This is a genomic window from Ideonella alba (genome assembly GCF_018069845.1).
In the GTDB taxonomy this organism is placed as follows: Bacteria; Pseudomonadota; Gammaproteobacteria; order Burkholderiales; family Burkholderiaceae_C; genus Ideonella; species Ideonella alba.
Window position 1 is genome coordinate 112,564 of sequence record NZ_JAGQDD010000005.1, and the last position, 22,904, is coordinate 135,467.

Annotated in this window: 20 protein-coding genes; 4 read left to right on the forward strand and 16 right to left on the reverse strand. The window is 69.9% G+C overall.

Annotated elements, in window-relative coordinates:
- Nucleotides 1-17: 17 nt before the first annotated feature.
- The 11 genes from ftsB to KAK03_RS09540 form a co-directional block, all read right to left on the reverse strand.
- Nucleotides 18-296 carry a cell division protein FtsB gene (gene ftsB / locus KAK03_RS09490; protein WP_210853726.1) on the reverse strand — a complete coding sequence of 93 codons (279 nt, stop codon included), beginning with the start codon at nt 294-296 and terminating at the stop codon, nt 18-20.
- Nucleotides 297-324: 28 nt separating this feature from the next.
- Nucleotides 325-1,608, reverse strand: coding sequence for a phosphopyruvate hydratase (gene eno, locus KAK03_RS09495; RefSeq protein ID WP_210853727.1), 1,284 nt, complete (start codon nt 1,606-1,608; stop codon nt 325-327).
- A gap of 91 nt (nt 1,609-1,699) precedes the next feature.
- Nucleotides 1,700-1,996 carry a DUF1330 domain-containing protein gene (locus KAK03_RS09500; protein ID WP_210853728.1) on the reverse strand — a complete coding sequence of 99 codons (297 nt, stop codon included), beginning with the start codon at nt 1,994-1,996 and terminating at the stop codon, nt 1,700-1,702.
- Nucleotides 1,997-2,001: 5 nt separating this feature from the next.
- Nucleotides 2,002-2,859 (reverse strand): 3-deoxy-8-phosphooctulonate synthase, encoded by an 858-nt coding sequence (gene kdsA, locus KAK03_RS09505; RefSeq protein ID WP_210853729.1) that lies wholly within the window; start codon nt 2,857-2,859, stop codon nt 2,002-2,004.
- A 3-nt stretch (nt 2,860-2,862) separates the two neighbouring features.
- Nucleotides 2,863-4,524: a CTP synthase gene (pyrG, locus tag KAK03_RS09510; RefSeq protein ID WP_210853730.1), complete on the reverse strand. Its 1,662-nt coding sequence runs from the start codon at nt 4,522-4,524 to the stop codon at nt 2,863-2,865.
- Nucleotides 4,525-4,633: 109 nt separating this feature from the next.
- Nucleotides 4,634-5,455 carry a hypothetical protein gene (locus KAK03_RS09515; protein WP_210853731.1) on the reverse strand — a complete coding sequence of 274 codons (822 nt, stop codon included), beginning with the start codon at nt 5,453-5,455 and terminating at the stop codon, nt 4,634-4,636.
- 33 nt (nt 5,456-5,488) lie between these two features.
- Nucleotides 5,489-6,367, reverse strand: coding sequence for an alpha/beta fold hydrolase (locus tag KAK03_RS09520; protein ID WP_210853732.1), 879 nt, complete (start codon nt 6,365-6,367; stop codon nt 5,489-5,491).
- Between the two features lie 201 nt (nt 6,368-6,568).
- Complete coding sequence (locus KAK03_RS09525) at nt 6,569-8,587, reverse strand: AfsR/SARP family transcriptional regulator (RefSeq protein WP_210853733.1); 2,019 nt, start codon at nt 8,585-8,587, stop codon at nt 6,569-6,571.
- A 21-nt stretch (nt 8,588-8,608) separates the two neighbouring features.
- Complete coding sequence (locus tag KAK03_RS09530) at nt 8,609-9,433, reverse strand: proteasome-type protease (protein WP_210853734.1); 825 nt, start codon at nt 9,431-9,433, stop codon at nt 8,609-8,611.
- The gene (gene mutS / locus KAK03_RS09535; RefSeq protein WP_210853836.1) at nt 9,430-11,976 is read right to left on the reverse strand and encodes a DNA mismatch repair protein MutS; all 2,547 of its coding nucleotides are present in this window, start codon (nt 11,974-11,976) and stop codon (nt 9,430-9,432) included. Before mutS ends, KAK03_RS09530 begins: the two co-directional genes overlap by 4 nt.
- Nucleotides 11,977-12,049: 73 nt before the next feature.
- A complete protein-coding gene (locus KAK03_RS09540) occupies nt 12,050-12,985 on the reverse strand; it encodes an inositol monophosphatase family protein (protein WP_210853735.1) in 936 nt (311 codons plus the stop codon).
- 141 nt (nt 12,986-13,126) lie between these two features.
- On the opposite strand from KAK03_RS09540, the gene KAK03_RS09545 reads away from it, so the two are divergent.
- Together KAK03_RS09545 and cysE are read left to right on the forward strand one after the other, a co-directional pair.
- Nucleotides 13,127-13,897 (forward strand): RNA methyltransferase, encoded by a 771-nt coding sequence (locus KAK03_RS09545; protein ID WP_210853736.1) that lies wholly within the window; start codon nt 13,127-13,129, stop codon nt 13,895-13,897.
- A gap of 71 nt (nt 13,898-13,968) precedes the next feature.
- Nucleotides 13,969-14,748, forward strand: coding sequence for a serine O-acetyltransferase (cysE, locus tag KAK03_RS09550; RefSeq protein ID WP_210853737.1), 780 nt, complete (start codon nt 13,969-13,971; stop codon nt 14,746-14,748).
- Between the two features lie 27 nt (nt 14,749-14,775).
- Here the strand turns inward: cysE and KAK03_RS09555 are convergent, their stop codons facing one another.
- The 3 genes from KAK03_RS09555 to yjgA are packed head-to-tail and all read right to left on the reverse strand — an operon-like array spanning nt 14,776 to nt 17,553.
- On the reverse strand, nt 14,776-16,392 hold the full coding sequence (locus KAK03_RS09555) for a FecR domain-containing protein (protein WP_210853738.1): 1,617 nt from the start codon (nt 16,390-16,392) through the stop codon (nt 14,776-14,778).
- The gene (mog, locus tag KAK03_RS09560) at nt 16,389-16,979 is read right to left on the reverse strand and encodes a molybdopterin adenylyltransferase (protein ID WP_210853739.1); all 591 of its coding nucleotides are present in this window, start codon (nt 16,977-16,979) and stop codon (nt 16,389-16,391) included. The genes KAK03_RS09555 and mog overlap by 4 nt, the downstream gene beginning before the upstream one ends.
- Complete coding sequence (yjgA, locus tag KAK03_RS09565) at nt 16,972-17,553, reverse strand: ribosome biogenesis factor YjgA (RefSeq protein WP_210853740.1); 582 nt, start codon at nt 17,551-17,553, stop codon at nt 16,972-16,974. Before yjgA ends, mog begins: the two co-directional genes overlap by 8 nt.
- Nucleotides 17,554-17,648: 95 nt before the next feature.
- On the opposite strand from yjgA, the gene pmbA reads away from it, so the two are divergent.
- Nucleotides 17,649-19,019, forward strand: a complete 1,371-nt coding sequence (gene pmbA, locus KAK03_RS09570; RefSeq protein WP_210853741.1) for a metalloprotease PmbA — start codon at nt 17,649-17,651, stop codon at nt 19,017-19,019.
- Between the two features lie 146 nt (nt 19,020-19,165).
- Nucleotides 19,166-20,248 carry a TRAP transporter substrate-binding protein gene (locus KAK03_RS09575; RefSeq protein ID WP_210853742.1) on the forward strand — a complete coding sequence of 361 codons (1,083 nt, stop codon included), beginning with the start codon at nt 19,166-19,168 and terminating at the stop codon, nt 20,246-20,248.
- 189 nt (nt 20,249-20,437) lie between these two features.
- Here the strand turns inward: KAK03_RS09575 and KAK03_RS09580 are convergent, their stop codons facing one another.
- Both KAK03_RS09580 and KAK03_RS09585 read right to left on the reverse strand, forming a co-directional pair.
- Nucleotides 20,438-22,153 (reverse strand): TRAP transporter large permease, encoded by a 1,716-nt coding sequence (locus tag KAK03_RS09580; protein WP_210853837.1) that lies wholly within the window; start codon nt 22,151-22,153, stop codon nt 20,438-20,440.
- Complete coding sequence (locus tag KAK03_RS09585) at nt 22,153-22,746, reverse strand: TRAP transporter small permease subunit (RefSeq protein ID WP_210853743.1); 594 nt, start codon at nt 22,744-22,746, stop codon at nt 22,153-22,155. Before KAK03_RS09585 ends, KAK03_RS09580 begins: the two co-directional genes overlap by 1 nt.
- Nucleotides 22,747-22,904 lie beyond the last annotated feature (158 nt).

Here is a 22,904-nt window from a genome sequence, read left to right on the forward strand (position 1 = left end):
CCACAGGACGGCCCGGTTCAGCGGCGGGTGCCGGAGACGACCACCAGGGTCTCGTCAGGGCGCACCATGCCCAGCTCGCGCCGGGCCTTTTCCTCGACCATCTCCAGGCCTTCCTTGAGGTCAGCGACCTCGGCCTGGGTGCGCTCGTTGCGGGCGCGCAGCACGTCGTTGGCCGCCTGCTGGGCGGCCAGTTCGGACTGCAGCGCCATCACGTGCGGCACGCCGCCCTTGCCCAGCCACAGCTCCGCCTGCACCAGCACCAGCAGCGCGGCCAGGACGAAGGGGACGAGTCGCATGGGCAGCTATTGTGCCGTTGAGTGCCGCTTACTTCAGGTTGTAGAAGGCGGAGCGGCCCGGGTAGACCGCGACATCGCCCAGGTCTTCCTCGATGCGCAGCAGCTGGTTGTACTTGGCCATGCGGTCCGAGCGCGACAGCGAGCCGGTCTTGATCTGGCCGGCGTTCAGGCCCACCGCGATGTCGGCAATGGTGGAATCCTCGGTCTCGCCCGAGCGGTGCGACACCACGGCGGTGTAGCCGGCGCGCTTGGCCATCTCGATCGCGGCGAAGGTCTCGCTGAGCGTGCCGATCTGGTTGATCTTGATGAGGATCGAGTTGGCGATGCCCTGGTCGATGCCCTGCTTCAGGATCTTGGTGTTGGTGACGAACAGGTCGTCGCCGACCAGCTGCACCTTCTTGCCCAGGCGCTCGGTCAGGTGCTTCCAGCCGTCCCAGTCGCCTTCGTGCATGCCGTCCTCGATCGAGACGATCGGGTACTTGTCGCACCAGGTGGCCAGGATGTCGGTCCACTCCGGCGCGGTCAGCTGCAGGCCTTCGCCGTCCAGGTGGTACTTGCCGTCCTTGTAGAACTCGCTGGCCGCGCAGTCCAGGCCGATGGCGATCTGCGTGCCGGCGGTGAAGCCGGCCTTGTCGATGGCCTCCAGGATCAGCTGGATCGCGGCCTCGTGGCTGGGCAGGCTGGGGGCGAAGCCGCCTTCGTCACCCACGGTGGTGCTCATGCCCTTGGCGTCGATGATCTTCTTGAGCGCGTGGAAGACCTCGGCGCCGTAGCGCAGCGACTCGCGGAAGCTCGGCGCGCCCACCGGGATGATCATGAACTCCTGCAGGTCCAGGCTGTTGTTGGCATGGGCGCCGCCGTTGATGACGTTCATCATCGGCACCGGCAGCTGCACCGCACCCATGCCGCCGAAGTAGCGGTACAGCGGCAGGCCGCTCTCTTCAGCGGCGGCGCGGGCCACGGCTATCGAGACCGCCAGCATCGCGTTGGCGCCCAGGCGGCTCTTGTTCTCGGTGCCGTCCAGGTCGATCAGGGTCTTGTCCAGGAAGGACTGCTCGGTGGCGTCCAGGCCCAGCACGGCTTCGCTGATCTCGGTGTTGATGTGGTTGACGGCCTTGAGCACGCCCTTGCCCAGGTAGCGGCTCTTGTCGCCGTCGCGCAGCTCGATGGCTTCGCGCGAGCCGGTGGACGCACCCGAGGGCACGGCGGCGCGGCCCAGCGTGCCGCTTTCCAGCAGCACGTCGCACTCGACGGTGGGGTTGCCGCGGCTGTCCAGGATCTCGCGGCCGACGATGTCAACGATGGCACTCATGCTTCATCACTTTCGTTTGCTAGGAATTCGGGTTGGCGGTGCGCAGCATGCCCGTTGCCGGTTACCTGCGCGGATCAATCGCTGCAGGGACTCACTCCGGACCGTCGACAACGATCATGCGCATCACGCCGGCGCCTGCGCGCACACGGCGTGCCTGGGTGTAGATCTCGCTGTCGTAAAACGCCTGGGCGGCAGCCCGGCCGGCAGCGAACTTCAGCACCACGATGCGGGTGGGGGCCCAGTCGCCCTCCATCACCGCGGGGGCGCCGCCGCGCACCACGATCTCGGCGCCGTGCTCGGCCATGGCGCGGCTGCTCCATTGCCGGTATTCGGCCATCTTCTGCTCGTCGGTGACGGTGACGTCGGCGATGATGTAGGCAGCAGGCATGGGTCTCAGGCGCTGAAATCCGTCTCCAGCAACGGCTGGCTCTTGACCACGCGGTCGAGCGCGACCAACTGCTCCAGCAGGGCGCGCATGTGGCGCAGCGGCACCGCGTTGGGGCCGTCGCTCCAGGCCTGCGCCGGGTCGGGGTGGGTTTCCATGAACAGACCGGCCACGCCGGCGGCCACGCCGGCACGCGCCAGCACCGGCACCATCTCGCGGGCACCGCCGCTGGAGCCGCCCAGGCCGCCGGGCTTCTGCACCGAGTGGGTCACGTCGAAGACCACCGGGGCGCCGGACTTTCGCATCTCGGCCAGGCTGGTCATGTCGGCGACCAGGTTGTTGTAGCCGAAGCTCACGCCGCGTTCACAGGCCAGGAAGCGGTCCTCGCTGAGACCCGCTTCACGCGCTGCGGCGCGGGCCTTGTCGATGACGTTCTTCATGTCCCAGGGCGCGAGGAACTGGCCCTTCTTGATGTTCACCGGCTTGCCGGACTTGGCCACGGCGCGGATGAAATCGGTCTGGCGGCACAGGAAGGCAGGGGTCTGCAGCACGTCGACCACGCTGGCCACCTCGGCCACCTGGGATTCATCGTGCACGTCGGTCAGCACCGGCAGGCCGGTCTGGCGGCGCACTTCATCGAGGATCTGCAGGCCCTTGTCCAGGCCCAGACCGCGCTGGGTGCTGCCCGAGGAGCGGTTGGCCTTGTCGAACGAGCCCTTGTAGATCAGCGCAATGCCCAGCGCGGTGCAGGCCTCCTTGAGCTGGCCGGCCACGTCGAGCGAGAGCTGCAGCCCTTCGATCGAGCAGGTGCCGGCGATCAGGAAGAAGGGCCGCTCCAGGCCGACCTCGAATCCGCACAGCTGCATGGCTCAGCCCTTCTTCGCGCGGGCGGCCTGGTGGTCCAGCGCCGCCTTGATGTAGCTCTTGAACAGCGGGTGGCTGCCCCAGGGCGTGGACTTGAACTCGGGGTGGAACTGCACGCCGACGAACCAGGGGTGCACCTCGCGCGGCAGCTCGACCATCTCGGTGAGCTTCTCGCGCTGGGTGATGGCCGAGATCACCAGGCCGGCCTTCTGCAGGGCATCGAGGTAGTGCTCGTTGGCCTCGTAGCGGTGGCGGTGGCGCTCGGTGACGACCGGGCCGTAGATCTCGTGGGCCAGCGTGCCGGGCTTGACGTCGGAGCTCTGCGCGCCCAGGCGCATCGTGCCGCCCAGGTCGGAGTGGGCATCGCGCTTCTGGATCGAGCCGTCCGCGTCCTGCCACTCGTCGATCAGGGCGATCACCTTGTGCGGCGCTTCGGGGTCGAACTCGGTGGAGTTGGCGCCTTCCAGGCCGGCCATGTGGCGGGCGTATTCGATGGTGGCGACCTGCATGCCCAGGCAGATGCCCAGGTAGGGCAGCTTGTGCTCGCGGGCGGCGCGGGCGGCCGAGATCTTGCCTTCCACGCCGCGCTTGCCGAAGCCGCCGGGCACCAGCACCGCGTCGTACTTGCCCAGCTCGGCGGCGGCGTTGTCGTCGGTGAGGGTTTCCGAGTCGACGTACTCGATCTTCACCCGCACGTGGTGCTGAAGGCCGGCGTGGCGCAGCGCCTCGTTGAGCGACTTGTAGGAGTCCGACAGGTCGGTGTACTTGCCGCACATGGCGATGGTCACCTCGCCGCGGGGCTGCTCGACCTCGCTGACCAGGCGGTCCCAGGTCTTCAGATCGGCCGGGCGGGTCAGCAGCTGCAGCTTCATGCAGATCAGCTCGTCCAGGCCCTGCTCGTGCAGCATGCGCGGCACCTTGTAGATGGTGTCGGCGTCCCAGACCGAGATCACGCCGTGCGGCGGCACATTGGTGAACAGCGAGATCTTCTCGCGCTCCTCGGCCGGCACCTCCACATCGGCGCGGCACAGCAGCGCGTCGGGCTGGATGCCGATCTCGCGCAGCTTCTGCACCGTGTGCTGGGTGGGCTTGGTCTTGAGCTCGCCCGCGGCCTTGATGTAGGGCACGTAGGTCAGGTGCACGAAGGCGGTGTTGCCGGCGCCCATCTTCAGGCTCAGCTGACGCACGGCTTCCAGGAAGGGCAGCGATTCGATGTCGCCCACGGTGCCGCCAATCTCGCAGATCGCCACGTCCACCGCCTCAGGGGTGCCGAAGCCGGCGCCGCGCTTGACGTATTCCTGGATCTCGTTGGTGACGTGCGGGATCACCTGCACCGTCTTGCCGAGGTAGTCGCCGCGGCGTTCCTTCTCGAGCACGCTCTTGTAGATCTGGCCGCTGGTGAAGTTGTTGGCCTTGCGCATGCGCGTCGTGATGAAGCGCTCGTAGTGGCCCAGGTCGAGGTCGGTTTCGGCGCCGTCGTCGGTGACGAAGACCTCACCGTGCTGGAACGGGCTCATCGTGCCCGGGTCCACGTTGAGGTACGGGTCCAGCTTGATGAGGGTGACCTTGAGGCCGCGCGATTCCAGGATCGCAGCCAGAGATGCTGACGCGATGCCCTTGCCCAGCGAGGACACCACACCGCCGGTGACGAAGACGAACTTGGTCATGTCGTGGGGCATCCGGCGACCCGCTGAGCAGCGGCCGGAGACGAATGCCGAGGTGGTAAAGCCCGATTATACCGACCGACGGCCCCCGTCTCCCTCCGATGGGGGGAGCTCAGGGCACGGTGCAGGGGCAGGGCAGGCGCCAGTCGACGCCGCTGTCGGTGCTCAGCGTCCAGTTGGTGTAGACCTGTCCAGACCAGTAGTCGCGCAGTTCGACCACGCCGTCCCACAGCAGCCCGCTGGCCGGTGTGCTGGCGCGGCCGGAGCCCGGCGCACCCATGGCGGCCACGCCGGAGCTGGCGGTGAGCGTGGCGGCCAGCCAGAACGGGGCGTCGTTGTTGATCAACAGGCTCACGCTGGCGGTGTCGTTGACGGCCAGGAACACATCGGGGGCGGCGATCTCGGAGCGGATGCTCCACTGGCGGCCGCCCACATGGGCGCCATCGGCAAACACCGCGGCGCCCAGCCCGGCAGACCCCGACAGGCCATGGGCTTCGAGCTGGCCCTGGACCTTCAGCCGCACGGTCAGGAGCAGGGCGGCGCGCGTGTCGACACCCGGCACTGAAATGGTCCAGTGATCGGCGAAGCCGGTCAGGCTGCGGTTGCCCTCGTCGGACAGGGTGCTGCTGCTGGCCAGCACGGCGCCCTTGCCAGCCAGGCTCTTGGCTTTGCCTTTGGAGCTGCCGCCGCTGACGCCGCTGTAGTGGCTCGCCGCCTTGCTGGCCAGTGCCGGCGCCACGCTGGACTCCTTGCACTTGAACTGGCCGGCGACGAAACCGTCCTGCAGGTTGATGCCGTTGTAGCCGTTGCCGTTGCCGCGGCCGGAGCAGCTGTAGGCGAAGTTGCCTGACTGCAGCAGCGACGGCGTGGCGTGGGCAACCTGCAGGCCCAGGGACAGCAGAACAGCGGTGCCGATGTGGGAAAGACGGGGCATGGCAATTTCCTTTGAATCGCGGCCCCGCGGTGTTCACACGGCAGGGGCCTCAGGGTGGGCAGGGGGAAGGGGTGAGGCGCTCAGGGCGCCAGGGTGCTCGAAATCCTGGAACAGCCGCAGGATCAGCTCGGCGGTGGCCTCGGGCCGCTCCATCGGGAACAGGTGGCTGCCCTCGAAACGCACGAAGCGCTCGCCAGCCAGCCGGCGCGAGGCGGCGTCGCCGCCCTGGCGCATCTCGGCGGACTGCGTGCCGGCGATGAAGCCCACCGGGCAGCGCAGCGGATGGCGGCGCAGCAGCGGGCCCAGGTGGTGCGGCAGGCTGTTGTAGATGCGGGTCTCGACCTCGCGCTCGAAGCGCAGGCGCACCTCGCTGCTGCCATGGCCTTCGGTGCCGGCGTCCACGTAGTCGCGCAGCACGCGCGGGTCCCAGCGGGCGAAGACCGGCTTGGACTGGAAGTGGGCCAGCGCCGCGTCGCGGTCCGGCCAGGCGTGGCGGCGGCGGATCGAGACCTGTCCCGGACCCAGGCGCTGCACCAGACCGACGCGCTTGATGGCGTGCAGCACCTGGGCGCGCCAGCCGGTGATGAGCGGTGAGTCCAGCAGCACCACGCCGGCGCACAGCGCGGGTCGGTGGCTGGCGGCCAGCATGCTGAGCAGGCCGCCCAGGGAATGGCCGACCAGCAGTACCGGCGCCTGGCCGGTGCCGGCAACGAAGTCGAGCAGTTCGTCGCGCAGGCCGCTCCAGCGCGGGCCCACCGGGTAGCGCGGGTCGTGGCCGAAACGCTCGGGGGCGTGGACGGTGTAGCCTGCGGCGCGCCAGCGCTCGAACAGCACGCGGTAGGTGCCGGCCGGAAAGCCGTTGGCGTGGGCGAAGACGATGGTGCGCGAAGGCGCAGCGGGGCGCGGGTCCAAGCGGTTTCCTGGGCAGACGGGGCACCCGATGTTGCCATGGGCGGCAGGCGAGGCGGAGGGCGCACAGTCTAGGTCCGGTGGTCGGCGGGTGAGCCCACTGTCGCCCAGCGGCGACCGACCCGCACCAACGGATGACCAACGGTTGGCGCACTTGAACCCCTGGATCCAAGGGGGGCGCGGCGTCTTCTGCAGGCGGACCGTTCAGGCCGGCAACTCAGGGGCGCCCGCTGCGCGGCCCAGCGCCTGGGTCTCGGCGCCGGGGCCCACGCCCAGCGCGCTGCCCAGGGCGTCGCAGCAGCGCCGGTAGGCGCGCAGCGCTTCAGCGCGTTCGCCATGCACCAGCAGGGCGCGCATCAGCGCGCGGTGCAACGGCTCGGCCAGCGGATCAACGCCCACCGCCTGGCGGTACAGCGCCAGCGCGCCCGGCCAGTCGCCGCGCGCCTCCAGTGCCTGGCCCCAGGCCTCGATCGACTGCAGGTAGGTCAGCGACAGGCGCTCGCGTGCCAGGCGCATCGGGCCGGTGAGGGTGTCGGTGCCCAGCAGGCGGCCGCGGTACAGGCCGAACAGGCGCCGGGCATCGTGCGCCAGGGCGTCCAGCGGTGCGTGGCCGGCGGCCAGACGTTCGCGCAGGCGGGCCGAAAGCTGCTCGAAGGCGACGGCGTCGCACCACACCAGGTCGGGGTCCAGGGCCACCGTGCCCTGGCTGACCAGCACCGCCTCGGGACACGCCAGCAGCTTGCGCAGGCGCGAGACGGCCATCTCGAGCGAGGCCTTGGGCGCGTCCGCCTCCAGCGAGGGCCACAGCGCATCGATCACCTGGTCGCTGCCCAGCGGCCCGCCGCCGTGGGCGGCCAGCAGCGCCAGCAGTTCCAGCGGCTTGCGCTGCGCCTTGCCAGCCGAGGCGATCGGCGTGCCCTGGCGGCTCAGGCCCATCGGCCCGAGCACCTGCACCGCCACCGGCCGGGGCCAGTCGGCGCGGGTGGGGTCGGGAGCGCTGAGGTGACGGTCGCGGATCACCGAGTGCACGAACTCGGGCTCGATGCCGGCGTCCAGCGCCAGCTGGCACAGGCGCGCCGACAGCGCCGGCGCGGTCATCAGGAAGCGGGTGTAGCCCAGGCGGGCGGCATCGGCCAGCGCGCTGCCCAGGCGGTCCAGCGCCACATCGGGCTGGGTGTCGAGCCGGGCGGCGACCTCGACGAAGGCCATCATGGCCTCCAGGATCTCGGCCTGGCTGCCCGTCTGGCTGGCGCGCAGGCCCTGCAGCACCCGCAATGCGTCGTCGAAGCGGCCGGTGGCGGCCAGGATGTTGGCGCGCAGGCCGTGGTAGGCGCCCTGGTCGCGCTCGGGCACCTCCAGGTCACCGCAGAGCGCCAGCAGGCGATCGGTCAGGGCCAGCGCCATGGCGTTGTCGCCGCGGAAGGCGCGGTAGCTGGCCTGGGCGCGCAGGCACTGGACCAGGAAGCCCGCGCGCAGCTCGGGCATCAGCCCTTCCAGCTCGCGGTCGATGCGGGCGGCGCGGTCGAGCTGGCGCTCGCGCAGCGCGAGCTGCATCTCGCCGCACAACTCGGCGGTGCGGTAGGCCTTCAGGCCATGGCGCTCCACCAGGGCTTCCAGCCGCTGGCGGGCCTGGCGGGCGGCCTCCATCTCGCCGAAGTACTCGGCATGGCCCAGCACCAGCAACCACCACTGGGCCTGTTCGGCCGGGCTCAGCGGGTCGAGCAGCAGGCGCTCCTGCTGCACCGCCTGCACGCGGCTGACAGCGGTGGTGTCGAGCTGCATCGAGAAGTGGTCGAACAGCACCTTGGCCAGCACCAGGCGCTGCGAGGGCGGCAGGCGCTCGCTGTGGTGCAGGCCGCGCAGCAGCGCCTGGGCCACCTGGTTCAGCCAGGGCGGGGGCAGCAGGGACGGGTCATCGGCGATGTAGGGCAGCACCAGCGCGGCGCCGCAGCGGCGCATCGCCGCGGGGTCGCCGGCGGCGGCGTGTGTCAGCAGCGCGGAGGCCTCGCTGGTGTCCAGGCGCTCGTGCAGGTAGCCGCACCAGCGCTGGCGGCCCCGGAAGTCGACGTAGTTCAGGCCGATGCCCAGCAGGATGCCGACCGCCGCCTCATCGGCCAGCGCGTCGTCGCGCTGCAGGGTGGCCTGGGCGAACAGCGCCTCCAGCGCCGCCCGGGCCCGCAACTCGTCGTCAACGAGCAGGGCGAGGGCGGCCGTCAGGTTCATCGCGCCGGCCCGCTCAGCCTCTCAGACGATCTTGTCTTCCGGCCGGGCGATCTTGCGCATCGGCTCGTAGCGCCCGGTGTCGGTCTTCAGCGGATGAGCGGCTTCGCCGCCGTCCCACTGTGGATCGTCGATGCCTTCGAACACCTCACGCAGCCGCTGGCCCCAGGTCTCGTGGATCATCCGGAAATACGGGTTCTCGTTGTCGATGCAGACGATGCGGTCGCTCTTCAGCCGGCCTTCCTCATAGACCAGCAGGTCCAGCGGCAGGCCCACCGACAGGTTGGACTTCAGCGTGGAGTCCATCGAGACCAGCGCGCATTTGGCGGCCTGGTCCAGCGGTGTGGTGGGGGTGAGCACGCGGTCGAGGATGGGCTTGCCGTACTTGCTCTCGCCGATCTGGAAGAAGCAGGTCTCGCGCGTGGCTTCGATGAAGTTGCCGGCCGAATACACCAGGAACAGGCGCATCGCTTCGCCGGCGATCTGGCCGCCGAAGATCATCGAGCAGTTGAAGTCGATGCCCGCCGCCTTCAGCGCCGGGCCATCCTGCTCGTAAACGCGGCGCACCGCGCTGCCCAGCACGCGGGCGGCGTCGAACATGCTGGTGGCGTTCCAGATGGTGATCGGCTCGTCATCGCCGTTGGCCAGTTTCTCGACCTGCAGGATCTCGCGCACCGACTGGCTGATGCTCAGGTTGCCGGCCGACAGCAGGGTCATGAAGCGCTCGCCCGGCTTCTCGTAGACGATCATCTTGCGGAAGGTGCTGATCGCGTCCAGGCCCGCGTTGGTGCGCGAATCGGAGAGGAAGACGAGACCGGCATTGAGCCGGATGCCGACGCAGTAGGTCATGGCGTAAAGCGGGTGTGGAGTTTCTTCAGCCGGTACAGCGCATCCAGCGCTTCCCGGGGGGTGAGGGTATCCGGATCGATGGCGGCCAGGGCCTCCTCGACCTCTGAACAGGTGACAGCCGGTGCGGCCGGCGGGGCGGCGAACAGGTCGACCTGCGACTCGCCGCTGCGCGACTGTGCCTCCAGCGCCTCCAGTGTGCTGCGGGCCTGGCGCACCAGGGCCGGCGGCATGCCGGCCAGGCGGGCCACCTGCACGCCGTAGCTGCGGCTGGCGGGGCCGGGCTCGATGGCGTGCAGGAAGACGATGTCCTCGCCGCTCTCGGCCGCACTGACATGCCAGTTCTGCGCCCGCTCATGGCGGCGCGGGAACTCGGTCAGCTCGAAGTAGTGGGTGGCAAACAGCGTGAAGGCCTTGTTGCGGTCGTGCAGATGGCTGGCTATCGCCGAGGCCAGCGCCAGGCCGTCGAAGGTGGAGGTGCCGCGGCCGATCTCGTCCATCAGCACCAGCGACTGCTCGGTGGCGCCGTGGATGATCTGCGCCGCCTCGGTCATCTCCAGCATGAAGGTGGACTGGGCATTGGCCAGGTCGTCGGCGGCGCCGATGCGGGTATGGATGGCGTCCATCGGACCCAGGCGGCAGCGCCGCGCCGGCACGCACGAGCCCATCGCCGCCAGCAGCGAGATCAGCGCCACCTGGCGCATGAAGGTGCTCTTGCCGCCCATGTTGGGGCCGGTGACGATCAGCATGCGGGTGCGGGCATCCAGGCGGCAGTCGTTGGCGATGAACTCGCCGCCGCCGGTCTCGGCCAGCCGCGCCTCGACCACCGGGTGGCGGCCGCCCTCGATCTCAATCGCCGGGTGGCGCACGAACTCGGGCGTGCACCAGCCCAGCGTGGCAGCACGCTCGGCCAGCGCGGCCAGCGCGTCCAGGCTGGCCAGCGCGTGGGCCAATGCGCTCAGCGGGCGCAGGTGGGCCTGCAGCTGGTCGAGCAGCTGCTCGAAGAGGAACTTTTCGCGCGCCAGCGCCCGGTCCTGGGCCGACAGCGCCTTGTCCTCGAAGGTCTTCAGCTCCGGCGTGATGAAGCGCTCGGCGTTCTTCAGCGTCTGGCGGCGCTGGTAGTCGACGGGCACGCGGTCCAGGCCGGAGCTGGTGACCTCGATGTAGAAGCCATGCACCTTGTTGAACTGCACCCGCAGGTTGGCGATGCCGGTGCGGGCGCGCTCGCGGGTCTCCAGGTCCAGCAGGAAGGCGTCGCAGTTCTGGCCGATCGCGCGCAGCTCGTCCAGCTCGGCATCGAAGCCGGTGGCGATGACGCCGCCGTCGCGCAAAAGCACGGCCGGTTCCTCGGCGATCGCGCGCAGCAGCAGCTCGGCGATGGCGGGCTCGGGCGACAGGTCGGCCAGGCACTGGTCGAGCAGCGCGGTGCCGAAGGGCACGACCGCGCGCAGCGCCGGCAGCGTGGCCAGCGTGTGGCGCAGGCCGGAGAGCTCCCGCGGGCGCACCTGGCGCAGCGCGATGCGCGCGGTGATGCGCTCGACATCGCTGACCTGGCGCAGCGCCTCGCGCAGCGACTCGAAGCCCGCTTCCTGCAGTGTGCCGATCGCCGCCAGCCGCGCGCTGGCGGTGCTGCGATCGCGCTGCGGGTGGGTCAGCCAGTGGCGCAGCGCGCGGCTGCCCATGCCGGTGCGGCAGGTGTCGAGCAACGACAGCAGCGTCGGCGCGCGCTCGCCGCGCAGCGTCTCGGTCAGCTCCAGGTTGCGCAGCGTGGCGGGGGGCAGCTCGATCAGGTCGGAGCTGCGCTCGACCGTCAGGGTCTGCACATGGGCCAGCGCGCGGCCCTGGGTGTGCTCGGCATAGGACAGCAGCGCGGCGGCGGCGGCGTGGCCGGTGCTCATCTCCTGCGCATTGAAGCCGGCCAGCGTGGCCACGCGCAGCTGCTCGCACAGCTTGCGCAGGCCCAGGCCGGCGTCGAACTGCCAGGCCGGCCGCATCGTGCGGGCGGCGGGGCATTGGCGCACGGCGGGTGGCAGGTCCTCGCGGTCGATCAGGATCTCGGCCGGGGCCAGGCGCGCCAGCCAGCCGGCCAGTTCGCGCTCGCCGCACTCGGCCAGACCCAGCTGGCCGCTGGCCAGACCCAGCCAGGCCAGGCCGAAGGTGGCCTTGTGGCGCGACAGCGCCAGCAGCAGGGTCTCGCTGCGCTCGTCGAGCAGCTCGGCGTCGGTGACGGTGCCGGGGGTGACCACCCGCACCACCTTGCGCTCGACCGGCCCCTTGGCGGTGGCGACATCGCCCACCTGCTCGGCCACGGCGACCGCCTCGCCCAGCTTCAGCAGCCGTGCAAGGTAGCTCTCGACCGAATGCACCGGCACGCCGGCCATGACCACCGGCTCGCCATTGCTCTGGCCGCGGGTGGTGAGGGTGATGTCGAGCAGGCGGTGCGCCTTGCGGGCGTCTTCGAAGAACAGCTCGTAGAAATCGCCCATCCGGTAGAAGAGCAGGGTCTCGGGGAACCCCGCCTTCAGGCGGAAATACTGGGCCATCATGGGCGTGTGGCCCGCGAACTCGTCGGCGCCCGGCGGCGCGTCGGCTGCCCTGCTCACGCTGCTGGGGCGGGCGTCAGAACGGGGCGTCGTCGCCCTGGGTGGGCTCGACGGCCTTCTTGCGCAGGCGGATCGGCTTGCGCTCGGCCGGCTTGGCGTCCGGTTCGGGGACCGGCGCCGGGGCGGGCGCGGCCTCGTCCTCGGTGATCACGCGGCTGAAGGGCGTGAGCAGCTGCACCAGCTGCGCATAGACCTTGGGGTTGCCCGCCACCACCTCGCGCTGGTGCAGGAAGTCGGCCTCGCCGGTGAAGTTGCCGATCAGGCCACCGGCCTCGGTGATGATCAGCGAGCCGGCGGCGATGTCCCAGGGCGACAGGCCGGTCTCGAAGAAGCCGTCGGTGTAGCCGGCGGCCACGTAGCACAGGTCCAGCGCGGCCGAACCGGGCCGGCGCACGCCGGCGCAGTGCGGCAGCACCGCCTCGAACATCTTCAGGTAGCGCTGGAAGTTGTCGCCCTTGCGGAACGGGAAGCCGGTGCCGATCAGGGCGTCGGCCAGACGGGTGCGGCGCGAGACGCGCAGACGCTTGTCGTTCAGGTAGGCGCCACGGCCCTTGGAGGCGATGAAGAGGTCGTTGCGGGTGGGGTCGTAGACCACCGCCTGCTCGATCTTGCCGCGGAAGGACAGCGCGATCGACACGCAGTAGACCGGGAAGCCGTGGATGAAGTTGGTGGTGCCGTCCAGCGGGTCGATGATCCAGACGAAATCGCTGTGCTTGGCGCCGTGGGTGCGGCCCGATTCCTCGGCCAGGATGCCGTGGCCGGGGTAGGCGGTCAGCAGGGTCTCGATGATGGCCTGCTCGGCGGCCTGGTCGACCTCGGTGACGAAATCGTTCGGGGCCTTGGTGTTGACCTTCAGCGAATCCACGTCCAATGACGCCCGGTTGATGATCGAGCCGGCCGCGCGGGCCGCCTTGACGGCAATGTTGAGCATCGGGTGGAGGGATTGCGACATGGGACTTCAGGCGGCAAGGGGACCGGCGCCAGCAGGCGCAGGCAGGACGTGGCGACGAGGATCAAAGAGCGCGGGCCCGCGCGTCCGGTGGCCGGACAGGCGCGACAATGCCCAGGGCAAACCCGCATTCTAGCCGCAGCCATGTCCGAACTGAGCGTTCTTCCGTCACACCCTGCCTGCCCGTCGGGCACCCGCTTCGTGCTGGTGGGCACCAGCCATGCCGGCAACGTGGGGGCGGCCGCACGGGCGATGAAGGTCATGGGCTTCCACGACCTGGTGCTGGTGGCGCCGCGCTGGCCCGATGTGTTGAACCGCGAGGAGACCGTGGCCCTGGCCAGCGGCGCCGACGACGTACTGCGCAGCGCGCGTGTGGTGGACACGCTGGTCCAGGCGCTGGACGGCATCACCTGGGCCTGTGCCACGGCGATGACCCCGCGCGATTTCGGCCCGCCCACCGAGGCGCCGCGCCCGCACCTGGCCGGCCTGGCCGGCAGCGCCCACCGCGTGGCCTTCGTCTTCGGCAGCGAGCGTTTCGGCCTGGGCAATGACGATGTCTACCGCTGCCACGCCTGCCTGAGCATCCCCACCGCGCCCGATTTCGGCTCGCTGAACCTGGCCCAGGCGGTGCAACTGATCGCCTACGAGTGGCGCCAGGCGCTGGGCAGCTTCCCGGTGCAGGCGCGGACCGCCCCGGTGCGCCAGGCCGATGCCACGATGGTGCAGGGCCTGCTGGCCCACTGGCGCGAGATGCTGGTGCAGATCGGCTTTCTGGATCCGGCCGCGCCCAAGAAGCTGATGCCGCGCCTGAACCAGCTGGCCAACCGCCTGCAGCCCACCGAGGAAGAGGTGCACATCCTGCGCGGTATTGCGCGCACCATGCAGCAGCGCGACGGCGGCGGGCGGGGGCGCTGACAGCAGGATTTCCGGCCGCGGGCTACACTGAGTGCGGACACTCACGTCCTACACGTCCGGTCCCCAACGCCATGTTCCACCGCCTGCGCGAAGACATCGCCTGCATCCTCGAGCGTGACCCGGCTGCCCGCAGCACCTGGGAGGTGCTGACCTGTTATCCGGGCCTGCACGCGCTGGTGCTGCACCGCCGGGCGAACTGGTGCTGGCGGCATGGCTTCAAGTGGCTGGGCCGCTTCATCTCGCATGTCTCGCGCTGGGCCACCGGCATCGAGATCCACCCGGGTGCCACGATCGGCCACCGGGTGTTCATCGACCACGGCATGGGCGTGGTGATCGGCGAGATGGCCGAGATCGGCGACGGCTGCACGATCTACCAGGGCGTGACGCTGGGCGGCACCTCGCTGGTCAAGGGCGCCAAGCGCCACCCGACGCTGGAGGCCGGCGTGATCGTCGGCGCCAACGCGGCGGTGCTGGGCGGTTTCACCGTGGGCGCGGGTGCCCGTGTGGGCTCGGGCGCGGTGGTGACCAAGCCGGTGCCGGCGGGCGCCACGGCGGTGGGCAACCCGGCGCGCATCATCCAGGCTGAAAAAGACCAGGAGCGCGAGGCCGCAGCCGCGCGCATGGGCTTCTCGGCCTATGGCGTGACCGCGGGCGATGACCCGGTGGCGCAGGCGATGAAGGGCCTGATCGACAACGCCTCGACCCACGAGCACCAGATCGCCCTGCTGTGGCAGGCGATCGAGAAGCTTTCGGCCCAGGCGCGCGAGTTGCCGGCCGCCGAATGCGTGCCGCAGGAAGCCCACACCACCGAGCAGTTCGACGCCGAGCGCCTGAACCGCCTGGTCAAGTGAGCCGGTCCCCGGCGCTGCCGGGAAGGATCACAGCGCGAACAGCAGCGGCAGCAGCAGACCCCAGGCGCCGCGCCAGTCGCGCGGCAGCTCGATCTTCTGCGTGCTGCTCCAGGGCGTGGTGAAGCCGTCGGGCTCGACCGTGCGGTAGCGGAAGTAGTAGGTGCCGGGCTGCTCGGGCTTGGCCAGCTGCCAGCGCGGCTCGCTCAGTTCGGCCTCGGCCACGCGGGTGGCGAAATCCGCCTCGCGCGCGAGCTGCACCTGCTGCTTGTCCTCGGGGCGGCCGCTCCAGGCCAGCGTCAGCGCGTTGCCGTCCAGCGCCAGGCTGGGCGGCGTGGGCAGCGCGCGCAGCTCGAACTGCTGCGCATCACCCCAGGGGCCGGCGCTGCCGTCGGCACGCAGGCTGGCCAGGCGCCAGTGGACCGTGCCGGGCTCGGACAGCGTCAGCGTGGTGCGCGCGCCGCTCAGGCCATCCAGGCGCTGCACGCCGGTGGCGAAGGCCGGGTCGCGCGAGAGCTCGATGCGGTAGCGCGCGGCGTCGGTGTTCTCGGCCCAGTTCAGGGCAACTTCCCCCACACTGAGCTTGCCCCGGTGCACCGGCGCCACTGCTGCGGGCGGCTCGGGGCGCGCGCGCAACTGCACCTTCAGCTGGGCGTTGCGGCCTTCCAGGCCCTGTTCGTTGCTGCGCCGCACACGCAGGTACCAGTCACCGTCGGGCAGGCCGGTCAGGCGCGCCTCGGCACCGGCCGCGAAACGCTCGTCGCGCAGGATGCGGCTGAAGCCGGCATCGGCGGCCACCTGCACGCGCAGCGGGTCATTGCCCGGGACCTTGAAGCGCAGCACCGGGCGCTCGAACAGCGTGGGCACCGACGACAGATCAGGCGCCGGTGGCAGGGCCACTGGCGCGGCGGTGAGGCCGGGCTGCAGCGCACTGCCGAAGCCGGCGTCGAGCAGCACGCTGCTGGCGCCCACGTCGGCCTGCACGCGGCCTTCCAGCACTTCGGCGACCGAGCGCTGGTCTTCGTGGCGCACCCGGTACTCGGTGCCGCGCACGCCGATCACGGCGGTGGGCGTGGTCACCTCCAGCGGCTTGGCCCGCTGCAGCTTGGTGGCCAGCACCTCCAGCGTGCCGCGCAGCAGGCGCATCGTGCCGGCGAACAGGCCTTCATCGTCGGGCTGGCTGGCGCGCAGCAGGTAGCGCTGGCTTTCGCTGAGTTCGCCCTGGCTCAGCGGCGCCAGCTGCAGGCGGCTGCCATCGGCCAGGATCAACACGGCGGAGCTGTTGGCCGCCACGTCCAGCGCCTGGCCGGGCAGCACCGTGTCGCCCGCGCGGGCCTCTCGGCCGGCCAGGCGCACGCTGCCCTCGATCGCGTCCAGGCGGGCCGGTGCCTGCGCCGAGCGCAGCAGGCGCAGCGGCATCTGCAGCACCTGGCCGGTGCGGATCAGGTTGGGGTTGGGCAGGCGGTTCAGGCGCGCCACCTCGGGCCAGGCCTGCGGGCTGATCAGCACGTCGCGGCCCAGGCCGATCAGGGTGTCGTGCGGCTGCACGGTGTAGGGCAGCACGGCCTCGGCGGCCAGGGCCTCGGCACCCAGCGCCAGCAGCAGCGCCGCCAGGGCGCCACCGACGGAGCGACGGCGCGTGTTCATCCGCGTGGCGGCCGTTGGGCCGACTTGGGTCGGAAGGCGACGATGACCTCGGGATCGGTCTCCATGTAGGGGCCACCGATCAGGTCAATGCAGTAGGGCACGGCCGCGAAGATGCCGGGGGCCGGCGGCTCGGCCCGGGGCAGGCCTTCCAGCGTCTCGGCGATGCTCTTGGGCTGGCCTGGCAGGTTGATGATCAGGCAGCGGCCACGGATCACCGCCACCTGACGCGACAGGATGGCCGTGGGCACGAAGCGCAGGCTGATCGCCCGCATCTGCTCGCCAAAGCCGGGCATCAGCTTGTCGGCCACATCCATCGTGGCTTCGGGCGTGACGTCGCGCGGCGCCGGGCCGGTACCACCGGTGGTCAGCACCAGGTCGCAGCCGGCCTGGTCGACCAGCTCGGTCAGCGTGGCGGCGATCAGCGGCCGCTCGTCGGGAATCAGCCGGGTCTCGAAGGTGATCGGGTTGCGCAGCGCGCGGCCCAGCCACTCGCGCAGCGCCGGGATGCCCTTGTCCTCATAGGTGCCGCTGCTGGCGCGGTCGCTGACCGAGACCAGGCCGACGCGCAGGTGGTCGGGCTCACTCATCATCGTTCTCCTCGGTGTCGTCGTCGGCCGCGTCGGCCTGGGCCAGGGCCTGCTTGATCAGCTGGAACAGTTCGCGGTAGGCCCGGCCGTGGCGCACGGCGCCGGTGGCGGTGTCGGGCTGCGCATCCTTGCGGGCGGCACGCACCAGGCTGCGCAGCTGCTGGGCACCGGTGTCGGGGTGCTCGGCCAGCCAGCGGGTCAGGGCGCTGTCGTCGGCCAGCAGCTGCTCGCGCCAGCGCTCGGCGGTGTGCAGGGCCAGCGACTGGCGGGCGCCGCCCAGGCGGAAATCGTCCACGGCGGCCTGCAGCGGCGCCGGATCGACCTGGCGCATCAGCTTGCCGATGTACTGCAGCTGGCGGCGCAGGCCTTCGTGCGAGCGGATGCGGCGGTAGTCGGCGATCGCCCCAGCCAGCGTTTCGGGCAGCGCCAGCGCCTCCAGGCGCGAGGCGGGCAGCTCGCTCAGCGCGCGGCCCAGCGCCTGCAGGTCATGGCTCTGGCGCTTGAGCGCCGACTTGCTGGGGCGGGCGCTGAAGTCGTCGTCGGGTGGGTCGAGGTGGGCGGGCGCGGAGCGCATGGGACAGGCCGGCGGTCGGGCGGTGTGGGTGTGGCTATGATTGTCCCCGCAATTCTGACCGGGCGGCGTACCGTCCACGACACCGACCACACCCGATGACCGCCACCGCCGCCCAGGGCTTTGCCTTCGACCGTGAACAATTTCAGCAGATCGTGGAGGATGTGCTGACGATGGCGCGCCACCTGGGGGCCAGCGACGCCGGGGTGGAGGTGTCCGAGGGCGCCGGCCTGTCGGTCTCGGTGCGCCGCGGCGAGGTGGAGCACGTCGAGCGCAACCGCGACAAGTCGGTGGGCGTGTCGGTCTACCTGGGCCAGCGGCGCGGCAATGCCAGCAGCTCCGATTTCTCGCGCCAGGCGCTGGAGCAGACGGTGCGCGCCGCCTACGACATCGCCCGCTTCACCGCCGAGGACCCGGCCGCCGGCCTGCCTGACGCCGAGGACCTGGTCAGCGCCGACGAGGCCGCGCGCGACCTGGACCTGTTCCACCCCTGGGCGCTCGACGCCGAAGGCGCGGCGCGCCTGGCCCGCCGGGCCGAGGACGCGGCCTTCGCCGTGGACAAGCGCATCACCAACAGCGAGGGCGCCTCGGTGTCGGCGCAGCAGTCGCACTTCTGGGCGGGCAACAGCCGGGGATTCCGGGGCGGCTATGCCAGCTCGCGCCATTCGCTGTCGGTCTCGCCAATCGCCGGGCGCGGCGCCGGCATGGAGCGCGACTACTGGTACAGCTCTGAGCGCGACGCGCTGCAGCTGGCCTCGCCCGAGGCGGTGGGCCGCTACGCCGCCGAGCGCACGCTGGCCCGGCTGAAGGCCCGCAAGATCGCCACCTGCGAGGTGCCGGTGCTGTTCGAGAACACCGCGGCCGCCGGCCTGCTGGGCTCTTTCGTGCAGGCCGTCAGCGGTGGCGCGCTGTACCGCAAGGCCAGCTTCCTGGTCGACAGCCTGGGCCAGCCGGTCTGGGCCGACCACATCGACGTCATCGAAGACCCGCTGCTGCCGCGCGGCAAGGCCAGCGCCCCGTTCGACGACGAGGGCGTGCGCACCCGGGCGCGGCGCGTGGTCGAGGGCGGTGTGGTGCAGGGCTATTTCCTGTCCAGCTACTCGGCGCGCAAGCTGGGCATGAAGACCACCGGCCACGCTGGCGGTTCGCAGAACCTGCGCCTGTCCAGCCGCCTGACCCAAGCCGGCGACCACCTCGACGAGATGCTGCGCAAGCTGGGCCGCGGCCTGTTCGTCACCGACCTGATGGGGCAGGGCGTCAATCCCGTGACCGGCGACTATTCGCGCGGCGCCGCCGGCTACTGGGTCGAGGGCGGACGCATCGTCCACCCGGTGCACGAGATCACCATCGCCGGCAACCTGCGGCAGATGCTCAAGGGCGTGGTGGCCGTCGGCGCCGACGCCTTCACGCTGGGTGGCAAGACCATCGGTTCGGTGCTGCTCGAGCGCATGAAGGTGGCCGGCAGCTGAGCGCGGTTCCGGCCAGGCCGGAAATTTCTTCCTGTCAGCCAGGGGGCGCTCGGGGGAAACCCGCCGCAGGGCTGTGAGGACCCACTCCTAGAATCGTCCGACCGACCCTCTTTCCGCGGTCGCTCTTTACTGAGGAGTTCACCTACATGGAACGTCGTTCCTTTGTCCGTGGTGCCGGCCTGGCTGGCGTGCTGGCGGCCGGTACCGCCCCGGCGATCGTGCAAGCCCAGGCCCAGATCCGCTGGCGCCTGGCTTCCAGCTTCCCGAAGTCGCTGGACACCATCTTCGGTGCGGCTGACGAGTTCGCCAAGCAGGTCTCCGCGCTGAGCGGCGGCAAGTTCCAGATCTCGATCCATGCCGGCGGCGAGCTGATGCCCGCGTTCGGCGTGGTCGACGGCGTGCAGAACGGCACCGTCGAGATGGCCCACACCGCGCCGTACTACTTCTTCGGCAAGGACGAGACCTTCGCCCTGGGCTGCGCCATCCCCTTCGGCCTGAACAGCCGCCAGATGACGGCCTGGATGTTCGAGGGCAACGGCCTGAAGCTGATGCGCGAGTTCTACCGCGGCTACAACATCGTCAACTTCCCTGGCGGCAACACCGGCGCCCAGATGGGTGGCTGGTACCGCAAGCCGATCACGTCGCTGGCCGACATGAAGGGCCTGAAGTTCCGCGTCGGCGGCTTCGCCGGCAAGGTGGTCGAGCGCCTGGGTGGCGTGCCGCAGAACATCCCCGGCGGCGAGATCTACCAGTCGCTGGAAAAGGGCACGATTGATGCCGCCGAGTGGATCGGCCCGTACGACGATCAGAAGCTGGGCTTCAACAAGGTGGCCCCGAACTACGCCTACCCGGGCTGGTGGGAAGGCGGCCCGCAGCTGGACTTCTTCGTCAGCTCCAAGGCCTACGACGCGCTGTCGCCTGAGTACAAGGCGATCCTGGAGTGCGCCACTGCCTACGCCCACGTCGACATGCAGGCCAAGTACGACGGCCGCAACCCGGCGGCGCTGCGTCAGCTGGTGGCCGGCGGTACCAAGCTGTTCCGCTTCCCGAAGGACGTGATGGAGTCGGCCTTCAAGGAATCGATGGCCCTGTACTCCGAGATCTCGGCCAAGAACCCGAACTGGAAGAAGGTGTACGACGACTACGCCAAGTTCCGCGCCGACCAGAACCTGTGGTTCCGCTTCGCCGAAGCCAGCTTCGACGAGTTCATGCACCAGCAGAAGCTGTGAGGACGGCGGCCGCCTAGTAGCGGCCTGCCCATCCCTCTCGAAGCCGAAGGGCCCTGCCACCGCAGGGCCCTTTTTTCATGCCTGAGACCTGCGGGATCCGATGGATCCTGGCCAAGAAAAAAGCCCGACGGCGTGGCTGCGCCGTCGGGCCTGGGGCGTCGCCATGGCCGGGCATGCCCGGCCATGGCCTCACTTCTTGAACGCGTCCATCGGGTCCGGCTCCTTGCCGCCTTGCGGGGCGCTGGCCGGCGTGCCGAACAGGGCGTTGGTGTCGATCTCCTTGTCCGGGGCGTTGTCGTTCGGCTGGACTTCGATGATCACGTTGCTGGTGTCCAGATCCGCCTTCTTGTCCAGGCCGCCGGAGACCAGGTTGGGGAAGGCGATGATCAGGCCGACCATGATGATCTGGATGATCACGAAGGGCACCGAGCCCCAGTAGATCTGGCCGGTGGTGACCGGTGCGATCTCGGCGTTGGTGACCTTGTCCTTGTACTTGTCCACCGGCGCCACGCTGCGCAGGTAGAACAACGCGAAGCCGAAGGGCGGGTGCATGAACGAGGTCTGCATGTTCACCGCCAGCAGCACGCCGAACCAGACCAGGTCGATGCCCAGCTTTTCGGCCACCGGACCCAGCAGCGGCACCACGATGAAGGACAGCTCGAAGAAGTCCAGGAAGAAGGCCAGCACGAAGACCAGGATGTTCACCACGATCAGGAAGCCCAGCTGGCCGCCCGGCAGGCTGGTCAGCAGGTGTTCCACCCAGATCGGGCCGTCAACACCCTGGAAGCTCAGACTGAAGACGGTGGAGCCCAGCAGGATGAAGACCACGAAGCAGGACAGCTTCATCGTCGAATCCATGGCCTGCTTCATCAGGTGCATCGACAGGCGGCGGCGCGAGATCGCCATGATCAGCGCACCAACGGCGCCCATCGCACCGCCCTCGGTGGGGGTGGCGATGCCCAGGAAGATCGTGCCCAGCACCAGGAAGATCAGGCCCAGCGGCGGGATCAGCACGAAGGTGACACGTTCGGCCATCTTCGACAGCAGGCCGCGGCCGGTGAGCTTGTTGAGCACCGCCAGCGAGAAGGCCACGCCCACGCCCACGCACATCGACAGCACGATCAGCTCGTCGGTGGGCATGGTGTCGGGGCGGCTCTTGGCGAAGGCCACGGCGGCAGCTACCGACAGCACGGTCAGCACGCCCAGCGAGCGCAGGCCGGAGCTGCCATCGGGCTCGCGGAAGGTGCGTGCCTCGGGCGGCAGGGCTGGCGCCCACTGCGGCCGGAACAGCGTGACCAGGATGACGAAGCCGACGTACAGGCCAGTCAGCACGAAGCCCGGCAGGAAGGCACCCTTGTACAGGTCACCCACCGACCGGCCGAGCTGGTCGGCCATGATGATCAGCACCAGCGAGGGCGGGATGATCTGCGCCAGCGTGCCCGACGCGGCGATGACGCCCGAGGCGATGCGCCGGTCGTAGCCGTAGCGCAGCATGATGGGCAGCGAGATCAGGCCCATCGAGATCACCGACGCCGCCACCACGCCGGTGGTGGCCGCCAGCATCGCACCGACGAAGATCACCGCGAAGGCCAGGCCGCCGCGCACCGGACCGAAGAGCTGCCCAATGGTGTCCAGCAGATCCTCGGCCATCCCGGATCGCTCCAGGATCAGGCCCATGAAGGTGAAGAACGGGATCGCCAGCAGCGTGTCGTTCTGCATGATGCCGAAGACGCGCAGCGGCAGGGCCTGCAGCAGCGAGGCCGGCAGGATGCCCAGTTCGACGCCGACGAAACCGAAGAACAGGCCGGCTGCGGCGAGCGAGAACGCCACCGAGAAGCCCATCAGCAGGAACACGATCAGGCCCGCGAACATCACGGGCGCCATGTTGTGGGTCAGGAACTCGATCACTTCGCGGCTCCTTCTTCACGGGCACGGATCACTTCGGCCAGCTCCTCTTCGGCCGATTTCTGCTGGTGGCGCTTGGTGGGGTCGTCGACCAGGCCTTGCAGGAAGGCGAAACGCTTGATCAGCTCGGACACGCCCTGCAGGCCCAGCAGCGTGAAGCCGATCGGCACCAGCGCATACACCGGCCAGCGGATCAGGCCGCCGGCGTTGCTGGACATCTCGCCGCTGGCGTAGGCCTTCAGCACCAGCGGCGTCACCAGCGTGATCACCTCGATCACGAAGGGGAACAGGAAGACGATGATGCCGAAGATCTCGACCTTGATCTGGGTGCGCTTGGAGAACTTGCCCAGGATGACGTCGATCTTGACGTGCTCCTGGCGCATCATGGTGTAGCCGGCCGCCAGCAGAAAGACGGCGGCGAACAGGTACCACTGGATCTCGAGAAAGGCGTTCGAGCCGATGCTGAAGACCTTGCGGACCACGGCGTTGCCGGCGCTGATCAGCACCGCGGCCAGGACCAGCCAGGATGTCCAGCGGCCGACGCGCTCACTGAGCGCGTCAATCAGCTTGGAGAGCTTGAGAAGTGCCGTCACGGTGACTCCATCGTTGGGCATGACAAACGAAGCGCCGCGCCGACTTGGGGCCGGCGTGGCGCGGGTGGCGAGACTGTAGCGGCTCGGCCCCGACCAGAGGGCACCGTGCCGGTGCCGATCAGGGGAAACGCTGAGGAATCAAGGCTGAAAAGTTTTCA

Excerpts from the sequence above, each read along its gene's own strand:
- ftsB (WP_210853726.1), bottom strand. The coding sequence starts at position 296 with ATGCGACTCGTCCCCTTCGTCCTGGCCGCGCTGCTGGTGCTGGTGCAG.
- eno (WP_210853727.1), bottom strand. The coding sequence starts at position 1,608 with ATGAGTGCCATCGTTGACATCGTCGGCCGCGAGATCCTGGACAGCCGC.
- KAK03_RS09500 (WP_210853728.1), bottom strand. The coding sequence starts at position 1,996 with ATGCCTGCTGCCTACATCATCGCCGACGTCACCGTCACCGACGAGCAG.
- kdsA (WP_210853729.1), bottom strand. The coding sequence starts at position 2,859 with ATGCAGCTGTGCGGATTCGAGGTCGGCCTGGAGCGGCCCTTCTTCCTG.
- pyrG (WP_210853730.1), bottom strand. The coding sequence starts at position 4,524 with ATGACCAAGTTCGTCTTCGTCACCGGCGGTGTGGTGTCCTCGCTGGGC.
- KAK03_RS09515 (WP_210853731.1), bottom strand. The coding sequence starts at position 5,455 with ATGCCCCGTCTTTCCCACATCGGCACCGCTGTTCTGCTGTCCCTGGGC.
- KAK03_RS09525 (WP_210853733.1), bottom strand. The coding sequence starts at position 8,587 with ATGAACCTGACGGCCGCCCTCGCCCTGCTCGTTGACGACGAGTTGCGG.
- KAK03_RS09530 (WP_210853734.1), bottom strand. The coding sequence starts at position 9,433 with ATGACCTACTGCGTCGGCATCCGGCTCAATGCCGGTCTCGTCTTCCTC.
- mutS (WP_210853836.1), bottom strand. The coding sequence starts at position 11,976 with ATGATGGCCCAGTATTTCCGCCTGAAGGCGGGGTTCCCCGAGACCCTG.
- KAK03_RS09540 (WP_210853735.1), bottom strand. The coding sequence starts at position 12,985 with ATGTCGCAATCCCTCCACCCGATGCTCAACATTGCCGTCAAGGCGGCC.
- KAK03_RS09545 (WP_210853736.1), top strand. The coding sequence starts at position 13,127 with ATGTCCGAACTGAGCGTTCTTCCGTCACACCCTGCCTGCCCGTCGGGC.
- cysE (WP_210853737.1), top strand. The coding sequence starts at position 13,969 with ATGTTCCACCGCCTGCGCGAAGACATCGCCTGCATCCTCGAGCGTGAC.
- KAK03_RS09555 (WP_210853738.1), bottom strand. The coding sequence starts at position 16,392 with ATGAACACGCGCCGTCGCTCCGTCGGTGGCGCCCTGGCGGCGCTGCTG.
- mog (WP_210853739.1), bottom strand. The coding sequence starts at position 16,979 with ATGAGTGAGCCCGACCACCTGCGCGTCGGCCTGGTCTCGGTCAGCGAC.
- yjgA (WP_210853740.1), bottom strand. The coding sequence starts at position 17,553 with ATGCGCTCCGCGCCCGCCCACCTCGACCCACCCGACGACGACTTCAGC.
- pmbA (WP_210853741.1), top strand. The coding sequence starts at position 17,649 with ATGACCGCCACCGCCGCCCAGGGCTTTGCCTTCGACCGTGAACAATTT.
- KAK03_RS09575 (WP_210853742.1), top strand. The coding sequence starts at position 19,166 with ATGGAACGTCGTTCCTTTGTCCGTGGTGCCGGCCTGGCTGGCGTGCTG.